Below are 18,273 nucleotides of genomic sequence, written 5' to 3' on the forward strand. Positions count from 1 at the left end.
GAAACGGCACCGTGAGGGTCAGTACTCGGCGACCAGCGTGTGGAAGGGCTTCGTAAGCCTTACGCCGTCAACATCCCACGCCTTTGCCGGCTTTCCATCCACGGTGACAGCTTTTGGCTTCACGCGATCCGGCCAGAACACCCGCATGGGCGTGTCGGCGCGAATGCCATCGCCGAGCGTGACTCTGAATATCGAGTCTTTGCGTTGCGCCGTCATGCTGAGGGAGCCGTAGGCTACCGGTAGACGTGTCACGGACAGCCCCTTGCCCGCCACCCATGATGGCGGCGCGCCCGGCAACAGGTACAACCCATCGTCCGCCTCACGCATCAGCATGCCGAAGATCGTTCGCGCATATTCCGACCCGATCCACGTGTGCGGCATGTCACCGAGATATCCTGGATGCCGCAAGCGCGAATGCACCACTTCGGCCCACATGTTCCACTCGGGCGGCCGCCGGTCACGCACGACATCGGCGAGCAGTTCGGCTGCATCCCCCGGCCGATCCAGGTAGACGTAGGTAAGTACGTTGCGTAGCTCGTAAGGCGTATACGCGAACAACTCGCCGGGGGCTTCGCGCTTGCGTACATCGGCCAGGTAGCGGTCGAAGGTTTGTTTCAGCGCTGCGGCAGGTAGCACATCCATCTGTCCCGCCGGATCCAGCGCAATGGAAACGCTCGTCGGATCGCCGTCGCCCAGATCCGCGGCGGCGGGAATCGTGTCGACACCCTTCCATGCCATCGTCGCTTCAATGGAGCGTCGCAACGACTCACGCAGCGCGGCGTACTGCCTGCGAGCATACGAGGCAAGCTCCGTGTCGCCCCACTGTTCCGCCAGCCACGCGCCGTCGTGCCATCCTTTCAGCGCCCAGTAGTCGTCCCAGTAGCTATGCGTAGGGCTGGAATAGCCCTCGTGGCTGATCGACGGGGCGATGATGCCGTGGAAACGTTCTGGTGCGGGCAGGTCGCTCAGGTAACCCGGAACCATCGTGCGCTCGCGAAGCTCCTGCATGAAGTGCATCGCCGCACGCACCTTCGGCTCATAGGCTTTCACGCTGGCCGCGCCGCCGCCGAAACGGGCGACATCGGCGACGAGGTTGATGAATTCGCCCTGGCTGTCGTATTCGATATCCGAACCGAAGCCGCGGTTCACGCTGCCGTCGGCGTTGAGGATGGGCGAGACCAGGCCGTTCTCGTGCACCGCGTGGGCGGCATACCAATCCAGGTAATCGCGTGCCGTCTTCGTCTCGCCCATGCGCAGAAGGATCGACGCTGTCGCTGCGCCATCCCGAATGAACGAGCGATTGTAGTTGCGTGGTCCCGCCTGCATGGCATGCCCGGTTTGATTGACCAGCATGTACGCGGCCTGCGAGCGCAGGATGTTCACCAGGGATTCGTCGGGTAACGAAATGGCGACGCCGCCAAGGCGTCTCTGCCATTCGTCAGATACATCCGCGGATAAGACATCGAAAGCGTCCGCTTTCAACACGCTCCGGTCGATTTCCGGCGGCTCGGGCAGGTGTCCGCTGCTGTCGGACGCTGCGTTGCCGAGTGGAAACGCCAGCACGATGTCGCGCTGTTCACCTGCAGAAAGATGGACGCTGTAGTCGAGCACGGCAGCCGCAAGGCCATCGTCGTCGTGCGCTTCGCGCGCGGACGGAACTTCTCCGGCAGCCACGGTCGCCGTGATCTCGGTCTCACCATGCATCCCGAACGGGGCGGCACCCGCGGCGTCCACCGGCGTAAGCGATGCAAGCAGAGTGCGGCCATTTACACGTACGCTGGCACGCGCCGCGTCGCCAACCATCGCGATGTCATGAATGGGCGACGCACCACCGTTCTGCCAGGGCGGGTTCACCTGCATCGGTCGCACGACGAGGGACAGGGTGCCGTCGACAGGTGCGCCACTCCTGTTGGTCAGGCGATGGCGCAGCAGCACGACAGGCTGCGACCCTTGCTGGATCGCAAAGGCTTCGCTGGTGACGATGACGCCCGGCTGCGCCGGCCATGTCACCGAAGGCATCGGCTTCCACCCATCGCGCAGCGCGTGGGTGCGTTCCGCGCCATCGGCGATGCTGGCGTGGCCGGCGGCATCGCGCCAGATCGCCTGCACCTGCGGGCCGCCCTTATACGGCTCGATGTTGCCGTACTCGTCGAAGATGGATTTCTGCAGACCCGCCGGCACGCCGACCGCTGTCCAGTACACCTGCTGCATATGCAGCGACGAGGGAAAGAGCGTCGCCTGAGCTCGTGATGCGACGATCTGGTAGCGCTTCATCGGCGTCATGACGCGCATCGGCCCCAACAGCCGCAGACGCTTCACCGATGGCGCCATGCCGTTTTTCTGCCCGACGACCAGGCGTAGCGCGGAGACCTCGCGCGGCGTCCGGGCTGCCAGGTAGGAGTTGTCCCCAAGACTGCCGGGATCGGTGTCGATCGTGGTCCAGCGCCCGTTCGTGTCCCGCCCTTCCAGGGCCGCGCCCTCGCGTGGGCCTGCCCACTCGACCTCCAGCCCGGCGATGGTCAGAGGTCGGGGCAGGGTGATGTCCAACTGCCCGGCGCCGTCCGCAGCCTTCCCGACGAGGGTCCGGGTGGTCCCGTCGGCCCACAGCGAGGCGCCATCGCCGCTACCGTTCAAGCCGGTGATATGAGCGGCGTCCGCAGCGGCGAACGGTTCGAATTCGAAGACGGAGACACCCCAGTCGGCCGTCCTCGCGGGTGCCGCAAGGCGCACGTATCGCGCTTCCGCCGCCGGGAAGACCAGGTATTCCGTGCCGCCCGGCGAATCGCTGACGCTGTAGACAGGGCGGAACGTCGTCCCATCGGTCGAGACCTGGATCGAGTACGACGCCGCAAAGCCGCTGTCCCAATGGATGCGCACGCCCCCGACACGGGTGACGCGGCCCAGATCCACCTGAAACCACTGGCCGGGACTGAAGCCGCCGCCCCAGCGGGTCGATTCATCCGCATCGATGGCATGGGCGGGCGCCAGGGCCGGGACCTGTTGCGACGAACTGCTGGCCCGCCACTCGCTGCGCGGCGGCAGTCCGTCGGCAGCGAAGGCCGGGGCCGCCATCAGGCTGAGTAGGGCGAGGGTCAGGCGGGTGGCGCGCAAGGCGTGGCAACGGGGCATACGAAGGACCTCCGGGGAGGTCACCAAGCCTAGGCACGTAACGCCATGTAACCAAGCCTTCGGCGCTAGAATCGGTGGTCTCGCGACCTTACGAATGACCCGATATGCGTAATCCATTGCAGGAACAGTTGCTCAAGGCCGGTCTGGTCAAGAAGGACAAGATCGCCAAGGTCGTGCGCGAGCAGGCCAAGCAGCGGCAGGGCAAGGCGCCTGTCGTCTCCGACGAAGCCCAGGTCGACGCGCGCAAGCTGCAGGCTGAGCGTGCCGAGCGCGATCGCGCGATCGCCGCCGAGCGCAACGCCGAAGCGCGGAAGAAAGAGATCCGCGCCCAGGTGCGTCAGATCGTCGAGACGACGCGGGTCAAGCGCGACGGCGACATCGCGTATCGCTTCACCGACGGCGAGAAGATCACCAGCCTGCTCGTCAGCGAGCCGCTGCGCGCCCAGCTTGCCGCCGGCGTCCTGGCCATCGCGAAGCTCGACGAGCGCTACGAACTCATCCCGCGTACGGCAGCGGACAAAATCCACATGCGCGTCTCCGACGTGGTCGTCTCCGATCACGGCCGCAAGGACAACGCGCCGTTGCCTGCCGACGACGATGACGACTATTACAAGCAGTTCGTCGTCCCCGATGACTTGATCTGGTAAGGAGCGACTGCCGATGAGCGTTCTGGTCACCGGCAGCGCCGGACACCTGGGCGAGGCCATCGTCCGTCGGCTGCGCTCGGAGGGGCGCTCCGTACGCGGCATCGACATCAAGGCCTCCGCGTTCACCGACCATGTCGGCTCGATCACCGACGAGGCCTTCGTGCGCGACGCCATGTCGGGTGCTACGTCGGTCATTCACAGCGCAACCCTGCACAAGCCGCATGTGGCAACGCACTCGAAGCGGGCCTTCGTTGACACAAACGTGGCGGGCACGGTCGCGCTGCTTGAATCCGCGGTGGCGCACGGGGTGAAGGCTTTCGTCTTCACCAGTACCACCAGTGCCTTTGGCGCGGCCCTGTCGCCCGGGCCCGGCGAGCCTGCCGCGTGGATCGACGAAAACGTGGCGCCGATCCCGAAAAACATCTACGGAGCGACCAAGATCGCCGCGGAAGGCATGTGCGAGCTGGTTGCGAGGAAAGATAAGCTTCCCGTCATCGTGCTGCGAACATCGCGCTTCTTCCCGGAAGATGATGACAATGCCGGCGTACGTGCGCAGTACGATACGCTGAACACGCAGGCCAACGAACTGCTCTATCGACGCGCCGATATCGACGACGTTGTCGAGGCGCATTTGCTGGCGATCGAACGCGCGCCGGCTCTCGGTTTCGGCCGCTATATCGTCTCGGCCACGCCTCCGTTCACGCGGGACGATGTGGTCGCCCTGCGTGCCGATGCAGCCGCTGTGGTGCGGGGTCTTTTTCCGGACGTGGATGCGCTGTATGCCGCGCGCGACTGGAAGCTGTTGCCGACCCTGGACCGGGTCTATGACAGTAGCCGTGCTTCACGTGAGCTGGGGTGGAAGCCCCGGCGGGATTTTGCCTTCGTGCTCGATTGCCTGCGCCGCGGAGAGGATTTTCGCAGCGACATGGCCCGGGCGATCGGGGTGAAGGGGTATCACGACGCTGGGTTCGCCGAGGGGCCCTATCCGGTTGCCGGCTGAGGGGTCACATCGCCGCTGAAGCGGCTCCCACACTGAACGGCGCAATCCTGTGGGAGCCGCTTCAGCGGCGATGCTTTTACAGCCAGCCAGCCTGCAATCAAACAGCCGGCTTGGACCGATCCGTCTCCAGCGCCTTATTGATCCGCAACGCCAGCAGCGTGCAGGCCGCGCCGGAAAGCAGGTAAACGCTCACCGCCCCCAGGCCGAAGCGTGTCGACAGGCCCAGTGCCACCAGTGGAGCGAAGGCCGCGCCGAACAGCCACGCGAAGTCGGAGGTCAGGGCGGCACCCGTATAGCGGTAACGCTTGGCGAAATTCGCCGTGACCGTACCGGCAGCCTGGCCGTAGGAAAGGCCGAGCAGGGCGAAGCCGATCAGCAGGAAGGCATCCTGCGCGACCTTGCCGCCGCCGAGCAGCCAGGGCGAGGCGATCGCGAAAAGGGCGATCAGCACGGCCATGGTGCCGAGGGTGTTGCGACGACCGAACTTGTCGGCAATGAGGCCAGAGGCCATCGTGCCCAGGATCGCCAGGAGGGCACCGACCAGCTGCACCACCAGGACGCTGTTGATGTCCTGCGAGCGGTTCAGCGCGATCCACGACAGCGGGAAGATGGTGACCAGGTGGAACAGGGCGTAGCTGGCCAGCGCTGCGAAAGCGCCGATAAACAGGTTGTAACCCTGGGCCGTCACCATCTCGATGATGCCGATGGGCTCGAGCTCGCGCTCTTCCAGCAGCTGGGTGTATTCCTCGGTCACCACCAGGCGCAGGCGGGCGAACAGGGCCACCACGTTGATCGCGAAGGCGACGAAGAAGGGGTAACGCCAGCCCCAGCTCAGGAAGTCTTCCGGGGACAGCTGGGTGTGCAGGAACAGGAACAGCGAGGCGGCGATGAGGAACCCGACGGGTGCACCCAGCTGGCCCAGCATGGAATACCAGCCGCGGCGGCCCTTCGGGGCATTCAGCGACAGCAGGGAGGGCAGGCCGTCCCAGGAGCCGCCGAGCGCAATGCCCTGCAAGAAGCGGAGCACCGAGAGAATCACAATGACCGTGTAGCCGTTCGACGTGTTCGCCGGCAGGAAGGCAATGCATACCGTGGACGTGCCAAGCAGGAACAGGGCAGCGGTAAGCTTGGTGCTGCGGCTCCAGTTGCGCTGGATAGCCATGAACAGCGTGGTGCCGAGCGGCCGGGCGATGAACGCCAGCGAGAAAATGGCGAAGGCGGCGAGGATGCCGTCCAGCTGGCTCAGGAACGGAAAGAACACCGACGGAAAGACGAGGACGGACGCAATGCCGTACGTGAAGAAGTCAAAGTATTCCGAGGCACGGCCGATGACGACGCCGACCGCGATTTCGCCTGGGGCGACGGGGGCGTGGCTGGTCTCGTGCTGGCGGCGGACATCCTGTTCGGCGCCTTCCGCGGCATTGTGATGGGCGTGTGAAATGCTCGACATCGTATTCGGCCCGGTCTTGGGAGTTAATTACAGGATAGCGAAGGATCGCACCACTCGGCTTGTAGGGCCATGGGACAAAGTGTCCTATGGTCTTGAAAGGCCGTTAGGCGTATTTTTTCGTGTCCCCACGGTTGCCTCCATCATGCGAATGTCCATGAAGATGATGCGCGGATTGCTGATCCCCGCTTTGGTCCTGCTCTTGTCGGGCTGCGATGCCGTGCTGTTCTCGCCTTCGGGCGATGTCGCGCGCCAGCAGCGCGATCTCATCATTATTTCTGTGGTGCTGATGTTGATCATCATCATCCCGGTGATCGCCATGACCTTCATGTTCGCCTGGAAATACCGGGAATCGAACAAGAACCATGACGACTACGCCCCGGACTGGAACCACTCCACGGTCCTCGAGCTGCTGATCTGGTCGGCGCCCCTGCTGATCATCATCGCGCTGGGCGCCATCACCTGGACCAGCACGCACAAGCTGGACCCCTACCGCCCGCTGGACCAGATCGGCCAGTCGCGCCCGGTTGCCGCCGGCACCAAGCCGCTGGTAGTCGAAGTCGTGGCGCTGGACTGGAAATGGCTGTTCCTCTATCCGGAGCAGGGCATCGCCACGGTCAACGAGATGGCCGCCCCGGTCGATCGCCCGATCGAATTCCACATCACCGCCTCGAACGTCATGAATGCGTTCTTCGTTCCGTCCATGGCGGGCATGATCTATGCCATGCCGGGCATGGAGACCAAGCTCCACGCGGTGATGAACAAGACCGGCGATTTCGAAGGTATCTCGGCCAACTACAGCGGCGCCGGCTTCTCTGACATGCGCTTCCGGTTCCACAGCCTGTCCGACGGTGACTTCGACACCTGGGTAGCCAAGGCCCGCGCCGATGGCAACACCCTGAGCCGCGAGGATTACCTCAAGCTCGAGCAGCCCAGCGAGCGCGAACCGGTGCACTACTACAAGACCGTCGCGCCTGGCTTGTACAACGCGATCCTCAACCGCTGCGTCGAATCGAACCGCATGTGCCAGAGCGACATGATGGCGATCGACCAGCAGGGCGGCCAGGGCGTGGTGGGTACGTACAACGTCACCTCGCTCGATGCCGGCACCCGCTCGCGCCTGGGTGTAGCCGACGACGGCAAGCGCTACGTGGGCGCCTTGTGCGCCGCCCGCGGCGCCACCGGTGCGCCGGTAACACCTGCCGGACGTCCGCTCTGAGCGGCCGCCTTTTCCGATTCAAGCCTCGCCGAGTCCGGTAATGAACACACCCGATCTAGTCAAACTGATCTTCGGACGCCTCACTATCGAGGCGATTCCCTACCACGAGCCGATTCTTATCGGCACGTTCATCGCGGTCGCCCTTGGCGGCATCGCGTTGCTGGCGGTCCTCACCAGGTACAAGCTCTGGGGCTACCTCTGGAGCGAGTGGTTCACCAGCATCGATCACAAGAAGATCGGCATCATGTATATGGTGCTCGGTGTCGTGATGCTGCTGCGCGGCTTCTCCGACGCCATCATGATGCGCGCCCAGCAGGCGATGGCCTTCAACGGTAACGCCGGCTTCCTGCCGCCGCATCACTACGATCAGGTCTTCACCGCCCACGGCGTGATCATGATCTTCTTCGTGGCGATGCCGTTCGTCACCGGCCTGATGAACTTCGTGGTGCCGCTGCAGATCGGCGCGCGTGACGTGGCCTTCCCGTTCCTCAACAACTTCAGCTTCTGGATGACCGTCGCCGGCGGCATGCTCGTGATGGCCTCGCTGTTTGTCGGTGAGTTTGCCCGCACGGGCTGGCTGGCGTATCCGCCGCTTTCCGGGTTGGCGGCCAGTCCCGATGTCGGGGTCGACTACTACATATGGTCACTACAGGTGGCCGGCGTGGGAACGACCCTCTCCGGCATCAACCTGCTCGCCACCATCATCAAGATGCGCGCGCCGGGCATGACCATGATGAAGATGCCCATCTTCACCTGGACCTCGCTGTGCACCAACGTGCTGATCGTCGCCGCCTTCCCGGTGCTGACGGCCGTACTGGCGCTGCTCTCGCTGGACCGCTACGTCGGCACCAACTTCTTCACGAACGATTTCGGCGGCAACGCCATGATGTACGTGAACCTGATCTGGATCTGGGGCCATCCCGAGGTCTACATCCTGGTGCTGCCGCTGTTCGGCGTGTTCTCCGAAGTGGTCGCCACCTTCAGCCGCAAGCGCCTGTTCGGTTACGCCTCCATGGTTTATGCCACGGTCGTGATCACCGTGCTTTCGTACCTGGTCTGGCTGCACCACTTCTTCACCATGGGTTCCGGTGCGAGCGTCAACTCGTTCTTCGGCATCACCACGATGATCATCTCGATCCCCACGGGCGCAAAGATCTTCAACTGGCTGTTCACGATGTACCGTGGCCGTATCCAGTTCGAAGTGCCGATGCTGTGGACGATGGGCTTCATGATCACCTTCGTGATCGGCGGCATGACCGGCGTCATGCTGGCCGTGCCCCCCGCCGACTTCCTGCTGCACAACAGCCTGTTCCTGATCGCGCATTTCCATAACGTGATCATCGGTGGCGTGATCTTCGGCGTCTTCGCCGGCATCAACTACTGGTTCCCCAAGGCCTTCGGCTTCAAGCTGGATTCGTACTGGGGCAAGTGGTCGTTCTGGCTGTGGCTGACGGGCTTCTACTTCGCCTTCATGCCGCTGTACGTCCTCGGCTTCATGGGCGTGACCCGCCGTATGAACCACTTCGAAGACCCGTCGCTGCAGATCTGGTTCATTATCGCCGCGTTCGGCGCGGTGCTTATCGCGGGCGGTATCGCAGCGTTCCTCATCCAGATCTTCGTCAGCATCAAGCGTCGCGAAGCACTGCGCGATGTCACCGGCGATCCGTGGCACGGCCGCACGCTGGAGTGGTCGACGTCATCGCCGCCGCCGTCTTACAACTTCGCCTTTACCCCGGTCATCCACGAACAGGACACCTGGTGGCAGATGAAGGAGCGCGGCGCCGAGCGTCGTACCGAAGGCTACCTGCCGATTCACATGCCGAAGAACACCGCGGCCGGTGTCTATATCGCGGGCTTCGCCTTCGTCATCGGCTTCGCCATGATCTGGCACATGTTCCTCATCGCCGGTGTCGCCTTCCTCGGTCTGCTGGTGACCGCGATCGGCCATACCTTCAACTACAAACGCGACTACTACATCCCCGCCGACGTCGTGGCCCGGACCGAGGCCGCCCGCACGGAAGAGCTTGCCGCCCATGTCTGATATCCACGCCACGCCTGCCGCGGTCGTCGCGGACCAGAAGGACCTTCAGTTCTGGATGAAGGAAGACCACCACCCGGAAAACGGCACGTTGCTCGGGTTCTGGATCTACCTGATGAGCGATTGCCTCATCTTCGCCTGCCTGTTCGCCACTTACGGCGTCCTCGGCCGCAGCTACGCGGGCGGCCCGTCGGGTGCCGACCTGTTCGAGCTGCCGCTGGTGGCGATCAACACCACCATGCTGCTGCTGTCTTCGATCACCTACGGCTTTGCCGTGCTGGAGATGCAGAAGAACCGCCGCGGCACGATGATGGCCTGGCTGATCATCACGGGCCTGTTCGGTGCGGCCTTCCTCGGGATCGAGCTTTACGAGTTCGCCAACCTCATCCATGAGGGCGCGGGTCCGCAGCGCAGCGCGTTCCTGTCGTCGTTCTTCACCCTGGTCGGCACCCACGGACTGCACGTGACCTTCGGCATCATCTGGCTGATCACGCTGCTGGTGCAGGTCGGCCGGTTCGGTCTTACCCCGGCCAACAAGCGTCGCATCATGTGCCTGTCGATGTTCTGGCACTTCCTCGACGTGGTCTGGATCGGCGTGTTCACCTTTGTCTACCTGATGGGAGTGCTGCCGTGAGCGCGCACATCGAATCGCACGACCACCACGACGACCACGGTCACGGTGAAGAAGAAGTCAGCCACAGCACCCTCAAGGGCTACATGATGGGGTTCTTCCTCGCCGTGGTGCTGACGGCGATCCCCTTCTGGCTGGTGATGGGCAAGGTCATCCCGAACCCGCAGACGCTGGCGATCGTGATCCTCACGTTCGCAGCCATCCAGATCGTGGTCCACATGATTTACTTCCTGCACATGGATACGAAGTCGCAGGGTGGCTGGAACATGCTCGCGCTGATGTTCACCCTGATCCTGGTCGTGATCACATTGACGGGTTCCATCTGGGTCATGTTCCACCTCAACTCGAACATGATGCCGGGCATGTCCCATGACATGACCGAGCAGCAGGTGAAGAACCTGCCTTGAGCGCGGACGCAACAAACCAGACAAGGACGCCGCGCTCACCGCGCGGCGTCTTCGTTAGGGGCCTGCTGGTGCTGCTCGGTGCACTGGTCTTTGTCGGGTTTATTGCGCTGGGCACCTGGCAGGTCCATCGCCGCGTGTGGAAGCACGAGCTGATCGCCCGCGTCGATACGCGTGTGCACGCGCAACCGGTGGATGCTCCCGGGCGCGGGCAGTGGCCGCAGGTCAGCGTCGCGAACGACGAATACCGCCGCGTGAAACTCACCGGTCGTTTCCTCCAGGGCAAGAGCGTGCGCGTGCGCGCCAGCACGGAGCTCGGTATGGGTTCGTGGCTTCTTACGCCCTTGCGGACGAGTTCGGGCGACATCATCATCGTCAATCGCGGCTTCGTTTCACCCACCTGGTGCGCGGGTAAGACGAGCTGCACGCCCGGTCCTGCGGGGGTGACCACGATCTCTGGCCTGTTGCGGATCAGCGAGCCGAAGGGTGCCTTCCTGCAGAAGAACGATCCGGCCGGTGACCGCTGGTTCTCGCGGGATGTTGCGGCCATCGCGACAGCGAAGGGGCTGGACGACGTCGCCCCTTACTTCGTGGATGCCGACGCAGCGTCGTCGTCCGGGCGTGGCGAGGGCAACGATGGCCCGGTCGGCGGACTGACGGTGATCGCGTTTCCGGATAACCACCTCAGCTATGCGATTACCTGGTTCGCGCTGGCATTGTTGACGCTGGTGGGCGGTTGGGTCGTCTGGAAAGACCAGAGGCGGAAGCTTCGCCGCTGAGCGGCTCCTACCGGGGTGGGCTTCGGTGTCCCCCTGTTTCAATTTTTCGGGCGCCGAACGTCTTAGGGGTATGCACTCGCATTACCCCGATCCTGCAGCGGTCCCTGACGTCACGCTCGGCCGGCCCTTCGGCAAGCCGCCGCGACATGCCCTTGCGCTTGTTCTCGATCATGCCCGCCGCCGGGCTGTCTTGCGCCGGCAGGGCTCGGTGAGGGAACAGCGGCTGCCCTACCTGCTCCGCAGCCTCTTCGCTTTTCGTCGCCAGGCCGCCTGGCTGGGTCTGGTTGGCGGGTCGCGGGCCATGCGCGACGCCGCCGAACTGAACCCCCGGGTCTACGAGCGCTGGCAGATGCACTACATCTCGCGGGCCTTCGATCTGCCCACGCGAGCACGGATGATCGACGCGCACTACCGCTTCGTCGCTCGTGAGTTTCCGGAACGGCTGCGCAATCGCCTGCTCAAGGGCCACGACGTGCGCCTGGCCACGCTTCCCCTCGGCGGCGGCGAGATGGCCTTCCTGCACGCGCGTGCCCCGGAGAACGAATCCACCGGCGAGTTGGGCCTGTACCTGCTCAACGCCGACAAGGAAGTGATCTCGTCCTGCGCGATCACGTTCGCGGGGGTCGATGGCGTGCTGGTGGGCGCCATGCGTGGGTCGTGGGCGTATCTCGGGCGCGGAGCCATCGCGCGCTTCACCCGCGCTACCGGTGGCCTGCGTCCGCGGGACCTGCTGTTGGCTGTCGTTCGCGCCCTGGCTACCTATTACGGTATCGACCGCGTGCGCGGTGTGTCGCGAAGCGCGCACCCGCTCGATCGCAGGGCCGGTGTCACGACAGCCTCGTACGACCGGTTCTGGCGACGCCACGGCGGGGTGCCGGGTGCGGGCGGATGCTATGAGATTCCCTGCCTGGGCGTATCCAGCGGACGTGCGGATCGCGATGCCTTCCGGCGCGAAGCCTGCGAGGTCACCCTGAAGTCGTTCACCCGCGCGCCGGCCTAGAAGTCGTAGCTGCCTGTGAGCAGCACGACACGTCCTTGCCGTATCGGCACGAAGGTCTCGTCGAAATTCACCGCGTACAGCGTGCGTGCAAAGAGATTCTTGACGCCGAGCGTGATCCGCCAGTTCTCGCCGTAGCGCGACACATTGGTCTCGACGCTGGCCTGCCCCGGAATGCCGAAGTATTGCCCATCGTTCGTCGTGCGCCCCTCGCTGCGGCTGCGGCCGAGGATGCCTGCCGCCACGCCCCAGGGCTTTGGCGAACCGTTGCCAAAGCGATAGCTGGCCCACGCGGCAGCCTGGTGTTTCGGGGCGCCCGTGGGACGGGTGTCATCGTGGTTGCGGATGCGCGATTCGGTGAGGCTGGCGAGCACGTCGAAATCCGGTGCCACGCGGCCGGTGAATTCAAGCTCGAGGCCGCGATTGGTCTGACCCGGCCCCGGCGTTGCGAAGAAGGGAGGCTCCGGCGAGACCAGGTCCACGCTGTGGTCGACACGGATGCGGTAGACCGCGGCGGTCAGGCGCGCGCGCTGATCGAAGAGATCGATCTTCGTGCCCGCTTCGATCTGCCGCGACGTGGCGACCGGCAGCGGCTGGCCATCCTTGCCGAGCAAGGGGTCCGGCTGGAAGCCCGTCGACATGTCCGTATAAAGCGAGACCTCGTGCGTCAGCTTGTACACCACGCCGAGTTTCGGCACCCAGCGATCCTTGCGGACCTTTCGCGGGGAGCCGTCCGTCCACCGCGTGTCGAGTTCGTAGCTGGTGCGTCGAACCGCGGCGAGAATGTTCCAACGGTCACCCAGGGCGATCTGGTCCTGCAGGTAGACGCCCGCATTCGTCTGCCAGGACCCACCCAGGGTCTGCACGGTGGTACTGACCGGTGCAAGCAGCGCGTTGAACTTCGCCGACATGGTGGCGCCGGTACGCAGGTCATAGGCCAGCGGCCGCGTCACGATCACCGCGCTGCGGTCGGCCTCATCGATCGTCGTTCCCTCGGTGATGCTGCCGCCACCACTGTCGCCGGCGTGGGTGCGCGCCAGGTCCATGCCTACCAGCACGGTGTGGGTCACATCGCCGGTGCGGAACGTGCGCGTGAGGTCGTTCTGCCATGTCCAGTAGGTGCCGGAGTAGCGAAAGCTGCGCGCCACCGCCGACGATGTGCCCCCGAACACCGAAACCGGGCTCGACGAAAGGTACGACCAGCTGCTTCCGTTGCTGCGTTGGCGCACGTACTGGCCCCGACTGTGGAACGTCCAGTCGTTGTCGAAATCGTGATCGACCTCGAACACGCCGCGAAGGGTACGGTAGGTGGATATGTCGCCGGGGTTGCCCGGAACGGAGCGCACCGGCGACGCCGCAGACAACGAAGGACCCAGCAGCACCGTGTGCTCGGGACCGGGTACGCGATTGTCGACGAATTCCAGGCCACCCATGACGCGGGTGCGGTCGCCCTGCCATGCCAGCGATGGGGCAAGGTAGGCGCCGCGGCCGCCGCCGTCGCCCTGCGGCGTCTTCTCGCCACGCTGCCCCGACGCGACGACGCGGTAGGTCAGGGAGCCATCTTTCGATGCGGTTCCGGCGAGGTCCACACCGAGCCTCGCACCGTCGTACTTGCCCACGGAATAGTCGATCGTGTGCACGGTCTCGGCTTGCGGTCGCTTCATCACGACGTTGATCGAGCCGCCGAAGTTATTGTTCTGCGAGGCATCGCCGAGGATCGCCTCGGGACCGCGAAGCACTTCCACGCGTTCGATGCCGATCAGCGGCGGCAGGTCTTCCGTACGCGCGATGCCATTGGGCATGCCATCGGTCATACCGTGCCCCGCATCGAAGCCACGAATAAGGAACAGGGGTGATCCACCGTAACCATCCACGTACTGAACGCCTGCGACGTAACGCGCGACATCGCCGATATCCACGGCCTGCTGCGCTTCGATCACGTCGCGTGTCACCACCGTGACCGATTGCGGGACGTCGGTGAGGCGCGCATCGGTACGCGTCACCGTGCGTGTGGTGTCGGCCTTGAACCCGTTGTCCTGGATCAGTCCCTGCACGTCGACGGTGGCCAGAGGCACGACGCTGCCAGGGTCGAACACGACGGACGGATCGAGCGGTGCCGGCGTGGCGTTGCCGGGCTTCTGGCGCTGACGCACCACCACCGTGCGCGCGTCGTACGTCTCGCTTTCCAGATCGGTGCCAGCAAGTAGCTCGTCAAGGGCCGCGTGCGGCGTCAGCACGCCGTTCGCGCCCGATGACCGCCAGTTGGCGATCGACCCCGATGCGGTGAGGACCTGCACATTGCTCTGCTTGCCCCAGGCCAGTAGCGCGGTGGCCAGCGGCTGTGGCGCGATGTCGAACGGGATGACGACGTTCGCGGAACCCTCGGCGGGAGCATCGGCGGCGCAGGCAACGTGGATCGCCCACGCAAGCGCGAGAGCGCCGGTGAGTGCGCGCCGGCGCCCGCGAAGCGAGTACTGCAAGATCTGCCGTCCCAAAGGGGGTGGGGTTTCAGCGCGGCTTCTGACTCCGCGTCATCGATGTCTGGTGAGCCAGCTCCAGCCGGTCGGCGTAGCTGTCCACGCGAACCGGAAAGACCCGCGGTAAGGCGGACACCCAACTGTCGATGGTATCGACCTCGACGGTGCCGGTAAACGTCAGGCGTCCGAGATCGGCGTCGGCCAGACGGATCGGCCGGGTGCTGTACCGGTTCACGTTGTCCACGACGGAGGACAGTGGCTCATTGACGAATTCCAGCCGGTGGCCCCGCCAGGCCGTGGCGGAGGCCGCCGAAACATCGAGAATACGCATCGCCTGCGTCTCAGGATCGAACGAGACCTCCCGGCCTGCGCCCAATTCCACAGTGCCGGCGTCACCGTCCGACGCCGAGGGAGATACCCGCACACGGCCCTCGGTCACGGCCACCGTGACGCGGTTGCCCGTCCGGCGGACATTGAAGGCGGTACCCAGATCCCGGATCCGCAGCGGACCCGCCGTCACCACGAAAGGCCGCTCGGCATGGGCGACGCGGAAGAAGGCTTCGCCGGCCTCCAGCTCGACCGCACGTTCGTCGCGACCGTACCTTGCGGTGATCGAAGTGGCGCCGCCCAGCTCGATGCTCGAACCGTCCGGCAACGCGATGTCGCGATGACCTGCATGCTCGCTGGCGTACTGGCGGGTCGATTCCGCGCCGGCAGAGCGCAGGGCCAGGAACAGCCCTGCGCCAAGCACGATGATCGCGATGCCGGCGGCCAGGCCAAGGGCAAATCGCGGTGGCGCGCGGCGGCGCACCGCCAGCGGGACATAGCGGGCTACAAAGGCCTCACGCGTGGCTCCGTCCATGGCAGCGGCCGCCTCGGCCAGGGCGCAGGCGCGGTCGAAGGCGACGGCGTGGCGGGGATCGGCTTCCAGCCACTCGCCCCACTGCAACATGGCCTGCTCCGGCAGGGCGGGATCGCGCAGGCGCGACCACCAGTCGGCGGCGGTGTTCTCGATATGACGATGGGCGGAAGAAGCGGTGTTCATTGGGGGTTCTCCGCGCGATCGCGACGTTCGCGGCAGTGAGCAAGGGCGTTGGCGACGTGGTAGCGCACCATGCGCTCGCTCAGTTTCATGTCCCTGGCGATGGTGGCGAAGTCGCGCCCATCGACAACGTGCATGACGAAGGCCCGGCTGGTTTTCGGCGGCAGTTCATCCAGGGCCTGGCGGAGGTCGCGCCATTGCTCGACGGCTGAGGCGTGTTGCTCGGGAATCGGGGTGACGTGCCAGTCGTCGTTGTCCGGGTCCATCGGTGCGTTGGACCGCACGTTGCGCATGCGCAGCCGGTCCACGGCCAGGTTGGACGCGGCACGGAACAGGAAGGCGCGTGGGGAGTCGATCCGGGTTGCCTCGTCGAGTGAGAGCAACTTGAGATAAACCTCCTGGGCGACTTCCTGAGCATCGGCGTGCGAATTCAGTCGCGCCCGCAGGAACGCCACGAGCGCCGCATTATGTTCACGGAAGAGGGCAACCACCTGCGCGGCACGTTTACCGCCCGCTGGCGTGCCCGTCGCCTCGGATGGATCCATGGGTTGTCTTACCGCGTTCATAAGGCAGGGAGAGAGTCACTATAGGTTCGCACGGTGGGAAATCGACGCCCGTACGGGCAGAACGAGCGCCGATTTCCGCACCGGCGAACACCCTAGACGTCCCAGCTCCGGGAAATTGAAATGCGAACGGCCTGATTTTCCTCCAGGTAGTTGTAAGGGAGTTGTCAGCGGCCTCGATTAGCATGACTCCCCACCCCGCCGTCCCCTGTTTTATCAATGATTTCCACCGACGAACGCCCCCTTCGCCGCGAGTTCGGCTGGTTCATGCTTTTCGCCCTTGTGGTGCTCGCAGCCGGTATCGGCATGCGCGACCCCTGGCCGCCCGATGAGCCGCGCTTTGCGCTGGTCGCCCGGCAGATGCTCGATTCCGGCCAGTGGCTGTTCCCGCATCGTGGCATGGAGCTTTACGCCGACAAGCCACCGCTGCTCATGTGGACCGAGGCGGTCTGGATGTGGCTCACCGGTGGCTGGCGCGGTGCCTTCCTGCTGACCTCGCTGTTTTCGGGGCTGGGCACGCTCGCCCTGGTCGCGTATCTGGGGCGCCGCCTGTGGGATGCACGGGTTGGCCTCCATGCGGCCGCCATCGTGCTGACGACGATGGCCTTCGTCGATGTGGTCAAACACGGCCAGATCGATCCCCTCGAACTGTTCTGGATCACCCTCGCCAACACCGGGCTGCTGCTGCACTGCCTGCGCGGCCCCGACTGGAAAATGTACTGGCTGGGCTGCTTCGCCGCCGGATTGGGCGTCATCACCAAGGGCGTGGGTGTCATCGCCTTGCTGATGCTCATCCCCTACGCCGTCATGCGCGCGCGGCAGTGGCCGGGTCTGAGCCAGACCCGTGGCGACGGGTGGCGATGGGCGGGGGGCGCGGTGTTCTTCCTGCTCGCGATCGCCGTATGGCTCGCGCCGATGCTGATCACCGCCTACGGGCTCCGCACTCCGGAATATCTCAACTACGTTCAGGACATCCTGTTCCACCAGACGGCCGATCGCTACGCCGATTCCTGGGCACATGAGGAGGCGCCGTGGTTCTTCCTGCTGGTGATCCTGCGCCTGTGGATGCCCACCTGGTGGCTGATTCCCCTGCTCGCGCCGCGCTGGCGCGAAGCGTGGCGCCTGCGCGAGCCCCGCGTGTGGATGCCGCTGATGTGGTTCGTACTGGTCCTGATTTTCTTTTCGCTTCCGACGGGCAAGCGGGCGATCTATATCCTGCCGGGGCTGCCGATGCTGGCGCTGGCGATGGCGCCCTACGTCGGCGATCTGCTGAAAGCGCGCTGGATGCCCCGGCTAGCCTTCGGCCTCACCGTCGCCACCGGGCTGCTCTTTGCCGCCGTGGGTGTCTGGGCGTGGATGGCGGCGCCCAGGGCTGCCCAGCGGATTGCCGAGGGCTACGAACTTCCTGGTCACGGCCAGTCGTTATGGCTGTGCGTCATCGTCGCCGGCATCGGTTTCCTCCTGGCTGCCGCGGTGTTCCGTCCGCGGCGTGGCGCACTCGCCCTGATGGTCGGCGCCGGCCTCGCGTGGGTCGTCTGGCCGGTCATGACGTACCCGCTGCTCAATGCCAACCAGTCCGCTGTCCAGCTCATGAGTGAGGCGGATGCGCGGATCGGTCCGGATGGCCAGCTCGGACTCGTGTCATGGCGCGAGGAAGTGCTGTACCAGGCACGGCGCCCGGTGGTCGAATTCGGCTTTACGCGCGATGCCGCGCTGCAACTTGCGGATGCCCGCGCATGGCAGCGCGGCGACCCTGCGCATCGATGGATTCTTCTTAATGAAGACGCGCTGGATGACTGTGTGATCCGCGAGAGGGTCGTGGACATGGGCATCGCCAATCGCGTTCGTTCGGCGTTGTTGCCGGGGGATGGGACTCTGGCGGGGTGTGTTCCCGAGTAGC

General features: G+C 64.9%; 14 protein-coding genes. 9 read left to right on the top strand and 5 right to left on the bottom strand.

Going from position 1 to position 18,273, the window contains the following annotated elements; translation table 11 throughout:
• Nucleotides 1–18: 18 nt before the first annotated feature.
• Nucleotides 19–3,129, bottom strand: coding sequence for a discoidin domain-containing protein (locus ACVWWJ_RS01350; RefSeq protein ID WP_456966495.1), 3,111 nt, complete (start codon nt 3,127–3,129; stop codon nt 19–21).
• A gap of 104 nt (nt 3,130–3,233) precedes the next feature.
• Between ACVWWJ_RS01350 and ACVWWJ_RS01355 the strand changes: the two genes are divergently transcribed.
• Nucleotides 3,234–3,776 (top strand): DUF2058 domain-containing protein, encoded by a 543-nt coding sequence (locus ACVWWJ_RS01355; protein WP_159891390.1) that lies wholly within the window; start codon nt 3,234–3,236, stop codon nt 3,774–3,776.
• A 13-nt stretch (nt 3,777–3,789) separates the two neighbouring features.
• Nucleotides 3,790–4,776: an NAD-dependent epimerase/dehydratase family protein gene (locus tag ACVWWJ_RS01360; protein WP_456966496.1), complete on the top strand. Its 987-nt coding sequence runs from the start codon at nt 3,790–3,792 to the stop codon at nt 4,774–4,776.
• A 97-nt stretch (nt 4,777–4,873) separates the two neighbouring features.
• On the opposite strand, the gene ACVWWJ_RS01365 is transcribed toward ACVWWJ_RS01360, so the two are convergent.
• A complete protein-coding gene (locus tag ACVWWJ_RS01365; protein WP_159891394.1) occupies nt 4,874–6,226 on the bottom strand; it encodes an MFS transporter in 1,353 nt (450 codons plus the stop codon).
• A gap of 142 nt (nt 6,227–6,368) precedes the next feature.
• On the opposite strand from ACVWWJ_RS01365, the gene cyoA reads away from it, so the two are divergent.
• From cyoA to ACVWWJ_RS01395, 6 genes are all read left to right on the top strand, one after another.
• Nucleotides 6,369–7,442 (top strand): ubiquinol oxidase subunit II, encoded by a 1,074-nt coding sequence (cyoA, locus tag ACVWWJ_RS01370; protein ID WP_456966497.1) that lies wholly within the window; start codon nt 6,369–6,371, stop codon nt 7,440–7,442.
• 67 nt (nt 7,443–7,509) lie between these two features.
• On the top strand, nt 7,510–9,483 hold the full coding sequence (gene cyoB, locus ACVWWJ_RS01375; protein ID WP_200851617.1) for a cytochrome o ubiquinol oxidase subunit I: 1,974 nt from the start codon (nt 7,510–7,512) through the stop codon (nt 9,481–9,483).
• Nucleotides 9,484–9,538: 55 nt separating this feature from the next.
• Complete coding sequence (gene cyoC, locus ACVWWJ_RS01380) at nt 9,539–10,114, top strand: cytochrome o ubiquinol oxidase subunit III (RefSeq protein WP_200851618.1); 576 nt, start codon at nt 9,539–9,541, stop codon at nt 10,112–10,114.
• Nucleotides 10,111–10,518 carry a cytochrome o ubiquinol oxidase subunit IV gene (gene cyoD / locus ACVWWJ_RS01385; RefSeq protein ID WP_046965717.1) on the top strand — a complete coding sequence of 136 codons (408 nt, stop codon included), beginning with the start codon at nt 10,111–10,113 and terminating at the stop codon, nt 10,516–10,518. Before cyoC ends, cyoD begins: the two co-directional genes overlap by 4 nt.
• Entirely contained in the window at nt 10,515–11,294 is a 780-nt protein-coding gene (locus ACVWWJ_RS01390) for an SURF1 family protein (RefSeq protein WP_456966498.1), read from the top strand. The genes cyoD and ACVWWJ_RS01390 overlap by 4 nt, the downstream gene beginning before the upstream one ends.
• Before the next feature lie 70 nt (nt 11,295–11,364).
• Entirely contained in the window at nt 11,365–12,294 is a 930-nt protein-coding gene (locus tag ACVWWJ_RS01395; RefSeq protein WP_159891402.1) for a DUF535 family protein, read from the top strand.
• Here the strand turns inward: ACVWWJ_RS01395 and ACVWWJ_RS01400 are convergent.
• Genes ACVWWJ_RS01400 through ACVWWJ_RS01410 form a run of 3 tightly spaced genes read right to left on the bottom strand, consistent with a single transcriptional unit; the run spans nt 12,291 to nt 16,355 of the window.
• On the bottom strand, nt 12,291–14,771 hold the full coding sequence (locus ACVWWJ_RS01400) for a TonB-dependent siderophore receptor (protein WP_456966499.1): 2,481 nt from the start codon (nt 14,769–14,771) through the stop codon (nt 12,291–12,293). The genes ACVWWJ_RS01395 and ACVWWJ_RS01400 overlap by 4 nt on opposite strands.
• 28 nt (nt 14,772–14,799) lie before the next feature.
• The gene (locus ACVWWJ_RS01405; protein WP_456966500.1) at nt 14,800–15,813 is read right to left on the bottom strand and encodes a FecR family protein; all 1,014 of its coding nucleotides are present in this window, start codon (nt 15,811–15,813) and stop codon (nt 14,800–14,802) included.
• Nucleotides 15,810–16,355: a sigma-70 family RNA polymerase sigma factor gene (locus ACVWWJ_RS01410; RefSeq protein WP_159889799.1), complete on the bottom strand. Its 546-nt coding sequence runs from the start codon at nt 16,353–16,355 to the stop codon at nt 15,810–15,812. Before ACVWWJ_RS01410 ends, ACVWWJ_RS01405 begins: the two co-directional genes overlap by 4 nt.
• A gap of 237 nt (nt 16,356–16,592) precedes the next feature.
• Here ACVWWJ_RS01410 and ACVWWJ_RS01415 point away from each other — a divergent pair, with 237 nt between their 5' ends.
• Nucleotides 16,593–18,272, top strand: coding sequence for an ArnT family glycosyltransferase (locus ACVWWJ_RS01415; RefSeq protein WP_456966501.1), 1,680 nt, complete (start codon nt 16,593–16,595; stop codon nt 18,270–18,272).
• The last annotated feature ends 1 nt before the right edge of the window (nt 18,273 follow it).

Source organism: Luteibacter sp. HA06 (assembly GCF_054061215.1).